This window comes from Campylobacter sp. 2018MI13 (assembly GCF_018501135.1).
In the GTDB taxonomy this organism is placed as follows: Bacteria; Campylobacterota; Campylobacteria; order Campylobacterales; family Campylobacteraceae; genus Campylobacter_E.
In genome coordinates this window covers 1-601 of the sequence record NZ_JAHCZC010000179.1, presented here as the reverse complement: position 1 = coordinate 601, position 601 = coordinate 1, and the positions used below count along the sequence as shown (strand labels likewise).

Genomic DNA, 601 nt, shown 5'->3' with positions numbered 1-601 from the left:
ATTAAAGCTAGTGTAACTGCTATTTCAACATTTGAGCAACCTATTAAAGCTGGTGAAACTACTTCAAATTTCTCAATCAATGGTGTAAAAATCGGAACAGTAAGCGTTCAAGAAAAAGACGCTAATGGTGCTTTAAGAGCTGCTATTAATGCTGTTAAAGATCAAACAGGGGTTGAGGCTTCTGTAGATACTAAAGGTAGACTTGTATTATCAAATAGAGATGGTAGGGGTATTAAGGTTGAGGATAATGTGAAAGTTCCTAGTGGAGCTAATGATGTTCATTCTTTAGTAGTAAGAGATGCGGCAAATGGCAACAATAAAAAAGGCGTGGATTTAAGCGCACAAGCAACTTGGAATGCTACTGGTGCTGATAATTCAATATTGGTAAAAGAAAATTCATTCGGAGATGTTAAAAACGCTCACGGAGTGCAAGATGCAGCTATTTACAACGATGGTTTAACTAAGACTAAACAAGCTACAGCAGCAAGTAACGCTTATAATACTTTCCATACAGAAGAACAAAAAGCTTTAGATAAGTTTAAGAACGATTTATTAGGTCATATAGATACTTATAAAGCTGCAATGACAGATGATACTTTAG

Annotated in this window: 1 protein-coding gene; it reads left to right on the top strand. The window is 35.4% G+C overall.

The features are described 5' to 3' along the window. On the top strand, positions 1-601 hold a 601-nt coding region (locus tag KJQ99_RS09525; RefSeq protein ID WP_284467055.1), incomplete at both ends, for a flagellin hook IN motif-containing protein.